The organism is Prevotella sp. (assembly GCF_036570325.1).
In the GTDB taxonomy this organism is placed as follows: Bacteria; Bacteroidota; Bacteroidia; order Bacteroidales; family Bacteroidaceae; genus Prevotella.
The window spans coordinates 1-4,926 of the sequence record NZ_DATCYK010000132.1 but is presented as its reverse complement, the minus strand read 5'-3'; the positions used below and the strand labels follow the sequence as shown (position 1 = coordinate 4,926).

4 protein-coding genes and 1 pseudogene are annotated in these 4,926 nt (G+C 49.7%); 4 read left to right on the top strand and 1 reads right to left on the bottom strand.

All coding sequences use genetic code 11. The features are described 5' to 3' along the window. A partial coding sequence (locus VIR50_RS11975) for an OB-fold domain-containing protein (RefSeq protein ID WP_331935344.1) occupies positions 1–81 on the bottom strand: 81 nt, incomplete at its 3' end. Positions 82–739: 658 nt separating this feature from the next. On the opposite strand from VIR50_RS11975, the gene VIR50_RS11970 reads away from it, so the two are divergent. The 4 genes and pseudogenes from VIR50_RS11970 to VIR50_RS11955 all read left to right on the top strand — a co-directional run. Next, positions 740–1,639, top strand: a complete 900-nt coding sequence (locus VIR50_RS11970) for a diaminopimelate dehydrogenase (protein WP_331935343.1) — start codon at positions 740–742, stop codon at positions 1,637–1,639. A gap of 238 nt (positions 1,640–1,877) precedes the next feature. Next, the gene (locus tag VIR50_RS11965) at positions 1,878–3,374 is read left to right on the top strand and encodes an outer membrane protein assembly factor BamB family protein (RefSeq protein ID WP_331935342.1); all 1,497 of its coding nucleotides are present in this window, start codon (positions 1,878–1,880) and stop codon (positions 3,372–3,374) included. Positions 3,375–3,404: 30 nt separating this feature from the next. Beyond that, positions 3,405–4,064, top strand: coding sequence for an outer membrane beta-barrel protein (locus VIR50_RS11960; protein WP_331935341.1), 660 nt, complete (start codon positions 3,405–3,407; stop codon positions 4,062–4,064). Between the two features lie 37 nt (positions 4,065–4,101). Continuing rightward, a pseudogene (locus tag VIR50_RS11955) lies at positions 4,102–4,926 on the top strand (hypothetical protein); the annotation flags it as partial.

The following is a 4,926-nucleotide window of genomic DNA, read 5'->3' as shown; positions in this document are numbered from 1 at the left end:
CGCATAGCCCACTCCTGCCGCTTCGACAACAGCAACCGCAGGGGTAAGATCGGTGAGCTCGCCCTTGATATATTCAATCATAAGTGTTTGTTTTTTGTATATATACAAAACGATAACGCAAAGTTAAGGCTTTATATTGTATTTTCAATGGCCTTGTTGTCAAAAAAAACTACATGTTTTTCTGCACGTTTTCAGTGCTCAAACAGACTTCCGGCCATGCCATCGCGGGCTTTTGGCGATGGGCTTTTAGGCTTTTGCCCCATGGACGTGGGCCTTTCACGGGGCGAAAGCAGTGCTTTTACCTCCTTACCATGGCCCTTTTACGAGGCCGAAACGCAGCTTTGGGCGGGCCAAAAGAGGGCCGATGAAGCCTAAAAATAGACCTTTGAAACGGTCGAAAGAAAGCAATCGGTTGGTAATCAGTAGTTTATAAAAACGTGAAAAACGGCCGTTTTTCGGGCCAAAGATTTCTTCTTTGAGAATAACGCAGCCATTTTGAGCCTTTTGTAAAGTATTTTCGCAATTTTAGGAGTGGCATGGCGATGGTGGCGAGGAATGGTTCTGAAGGGCTCACGCATGACTAATCGCTTGCTCATGGATAGCGATTTACAACAGCGGAAAGCCCACGGGGCGTCGCAGGAGCGGAAAAGCGTGGTTTAAAAAAGTGAAAAAATAAACGGCTGTTATCTAACATTTCGTCGATTTAATGTACTTTTGCAGTGACAAAAATATAGAAAACATGACGAAAATTAGAGCAGCCGTAGTAGGCTACGGCAACATTGGCCGCTTCGCGGTGGAGGCACTTGAGGCTGCCCCCGACTTTGAAATAGCCGGCATAGTGCGTCGTCAAGGCGACCAAGATAAACCTATCGAGTTGGCATCTTATGCCGTTGTAGATGATATAACCAAGCTTTCAAACGTTGATGTGGCCCTATTGGCCGCGCCGACACGCTCTTGTCCCGAGTACGCCGAGCAGATAGTAGCCCTCGGAATCAACACTGTTGACAGCTTCGACATACATACTGACATACTCGATTACCGTAATCGACAGATGGAAAACTGTAAAAAGGCCGGCAAGGTGAGCGTTATCGCGGCGGGATGGGACCCCGGTTCCGATTCTATCGTGCGTATCTTGATGCAGAGTTTGGCTCCTAAGGGACTTACCTATACCAACTTCGGCCCCGGTATGAGCATGGGTCATAGCGTTTGTGTGCGTGGTAAGGCCGGCGTGAAGGACGCTCTCTCGGTGACCATTCCTTTGGGTGAGGGCATTCATCGTCGCATGGTTTACGTGGAATTAGAGGAAGGTACGTCGCTCGATCAGGTAACTCACGAGATAAAATCAGACCCTTATTTCGCTCATGATGAGACTCACGTGTTCGCGGTGCAGTCGGTTGACGAGGTCAAAGATATGGGCCATGGCGTTCATTTGGTACGTAAGGGCGTGAGCGGAAAGACCCAAAACCAGCATTTTGAGTTCAATATGAGTATCAACAACCCCGCTCTTACGGCGCAAGTATTGGTCAATGTGGCCCGTGCTTCCATGCGTTTGGCCCCGGGTTGCTACACTATGCCCGAGATACCCGTTATCGATATGCTCCCCGGAACACGTGAGGAGATCGTCGCAACGCTGGTATAACTCGCTTTACAACATACTTCATCGCCAACAGCGGATAGGCTCGTAGAGGCGGTGAGTGAGGGGATGGCGACGCGGATTGGTAGGTCTGTCGTCGCCATCCTTATTATATATAAGGTGTAACATGGGTCGTTGAGGAGGTAAAAGGCCTGCTTCGGCTACTTTTAATGAGCCAAAATGTTGCTTCTTTATGGTGAAAGCTTTATCTTTGTAAGCACTTAAAACATTAAAAGAGAATACGATGAAAACGATTGCAGGTATCTTGGCGGCTGCCTTCTGCTTGGGAGTAGGCCCCGTGAAAGCACAAACCGATTCTGTTGTTTTTGCCACCGATAACGCTGATCAGCCGGTAAAAACAGCTTGTATAGACCTGAAACGGGCGTATTATTCGTTCTCCGTGTTGCCCGATCGGCAGCAAATCGCATTGAAATATGTCACCCCTCGTGAGGGCAAAGCTTCGCATGAGGGCGCTTATGTCATGCTCGATATGACCTCGGGGCAGGAACTTTGGACCGCACCGGCGGCATTTACACAGTCTGAATTCTATCAACGGCTGGGCAAAGCCACGGAGAACAAGCAGTTTCTCGATAAGTTTCAACTGACCACCGCTGGCCTGTTGGCGGCTGTTCCCGATGGTAAGTTGCGCTTGCTGGGCGACAGTGGGCACGTGAAGTGGGAGAAAAAGTTTTATCCCCTCTACGTAAATGAGCGCCACGACGTGGTTATTGGCTACCGAAGTGTCATGACCGGCAAGCTGAGAGGCCTGCGCCTTAGCACCGGTGAGGAGCTTTGGACCACGTCGGTGCTCCATCAAAATAACTGGGGATGGGACGATTTTAAGCTCGTAAGCGACTCTATGCTGATGGTAGCGGCCGATAATATCTACTTCGTTAATATCAACAATGGGCATACAATCAAGTATGACGCCTCCATGGGGCACGTAGATACGGGCGCCGTTTTGGGGCAAGTATTGGGTGGTATCGCCATGGGTATGACGTTCGGGGTATTTATTACCGCCAACTATGGGGCTTATGTGCCCTATGTAGGTGGCAATATGATTACTCGTACCTGCTCAAACATCGTGCAGGGCGACCACCGTTATTATATTTCCGACCACGAACGCATCGCTTGTTTCGACGCTACGGGAGAGTGTCTGTGGGCTACGCCCTTTCCCGATAAGGAGGGAGCGTTGGCCGGTTTGTATCTTCAGGGCGACACGCTTTACCTGAAAAACTACGGCGTAGGCCTGCGCGGGGGCATAAATTATAAGAAAACGGGCCAGCCGTTTTTTGCCACCTATGACGCCAAGGATGGTCATGTGTTGAGTTTCAAAGCCCTGCCGCACCTTAAAAAGGCCCTTGGCAAAATGCCTACACGGATATTGACCGACAGTGTTTTCACCTTTCAGGACATGGATTCACGGCTTACGCCACTCTGTTCGGACAAGGACCAAAGTGTCATGGCTACCGATAAAGGTCGTTTCTTGGTGGTTGACCGTGACTTGAAGACCGTCAACAGTTACTCGGCCGGTAATTATTATGGGATTTATCAGCGCTATGGCGATTACATGTTGGCGGGCGTTAACGACGAGGGAGTCCATGATTTTTGGATTGTTAACAAGCAAGGAGAGCCTCGACTTCATATAACAAGGCCCATACAGTGCGTGGATTTGCAGGGCAACATGCTTTATATGCTCTCTGAAAACCATCTGTTGATGGTAGATATGAGCAAGTTATAAACAATAATTCATTTATTAAGAATAGAGAATATGCGTAAAATGGTGATGTTGGCTTTGCTGTTGGTGGGACTGACGGCGCAAGCGCAGGTTTTTCAAAAGCGGTCGTCGGAAGGGTCGTATTCGTACTTGGAGGAAGCCAGTGAGCGTGTGGCCAAGGGTGTGAAGCCGTTTGTGAAGGCAAACTTTGTCGTTTCCGACTATGTAGGAAACTATTCCGGTGGGCAGAAAGAGCTGTATGGTTATGCGGTAGAAGCCGGTTTGCAGATACCTTTTTCACTGCGTTGTTTGGGTTTACAAACGGCCTTGCGCTATATTACCAAGGGCAGTAAAGTGCCTTTGGAGGAAGGTTCTTCAAGCAGAAACGTGGTTCGTCAGAATACGATAGAGGTGCCCGTATTGTTCACGATGTTTATACCAACGGGCTCAACCGGGGGCTTGAAGATTGGTATAGGCCCATACTTTAGCTATGGATTGAGTGGAAAGATTGAAACGAAAGATGGTGACGTGAATACGTTTGGTACTCCGGGACTGGATTTGAATCGCCCCGACATGGGAATGGATATGGATGTTTCGTGGGAAACACGCCACTTTGCGGCTACCATGGGTATAGAAGCGGGATTCTTTAAAATCCGTCCGGGCGGCTTCCCACGCAACAGAGCCTTTTATATGGGCGTGGGTTATATCTTTTAAAACGAGTCTTTTATAAATGCGTTATTGGCCGATGATTATGTTGCGAGCGCTCTTCCTTTTGCTATGTAGTACGTGGGGACTGACGGTTTCCGCCCAATATGGGTGGCAGGATGCCTCCGAGGCAAAGCCTATTCGGCTGACGGAGGGCGTAGCTTACAGCGTGGAGGCGATGGCAGGAGCCTCGAAAGGCGTTACTCCTTTGTGGCTTAACGCCAATCGTTATGGGCTTAGTTCGCTGGAAGAGGTAAACGGCTATTTGCGCTGCGGCCTTATACGACCGTTACAAACCGACTCTGCCCGGCGATGGGCGGTGGGCTATGGCGCTGATGTGGTTGTGCCGGTAAACTATACGAGCAAGGCTGTGGTGCAGCAGGCGTTTGCCGAAGTAAGGTGGTTACATGGCGTATTGACCGTGGGAAGTAAGGAAATACCCATGGAATTGAAGAACAACCGGTTGAGCAGTGGTGCGCAAGCATTGGGTATCAATGCGCGTCCCGTGCCGCAGGTGCGCTTGGCTTTGCCCGAATATTGGGTGTTGCCGATAGGTAATGATTGGTTGCGGATAAAGGGACATGTGGCCTACGGCATGATGACCGATGACCATTGGCAACACGATTTTACGAAACGGCAGTCTAAATACGCCGATCACGTGCTCTATCATAGCAAGGCCGGCTATCTGATGATAGGCAATCCGGATCGTTTTTATCCTTTATCGGTGGAGTTGGGATTGGAAATGGCCGCCACGTTTGGGGGTACGTTACATTTCACGGAGGGCAAAGGACCGCTGAAAACAGTTAAGAGTGGTATGGGCTTACGCGACTTTTGGCATGTCTTTGTGCCGGGAGGAGCGGACGTAGGTGAG

What these genes read in the sequence shown, in the direction of transcription:
- VIR50_RS11970 (WP_331935343.1), top strand. Translation starts at nt 740, where the DNA reads ATGACGAAAATTAGAGCAGCCGTAGTAGGCTACGGCAACATTGGCCGC.
- VIR50_RS11965 (WP_331935342.1), top strand. Translation starts at nt 1,878, where the DNA reads ATGAAAACGATTGCAGGTATCTTGGCGGCTGCCTTCTGCTTGGGAGTA.
- VIR50_RS11960 (WP_331935341.1), top strand. Translation starts at nt 3,405, where the DNA reads ATGCGTAAAATGGTGATGTTGGCTTTGCTGTTGGTGGGACTGACGGCG.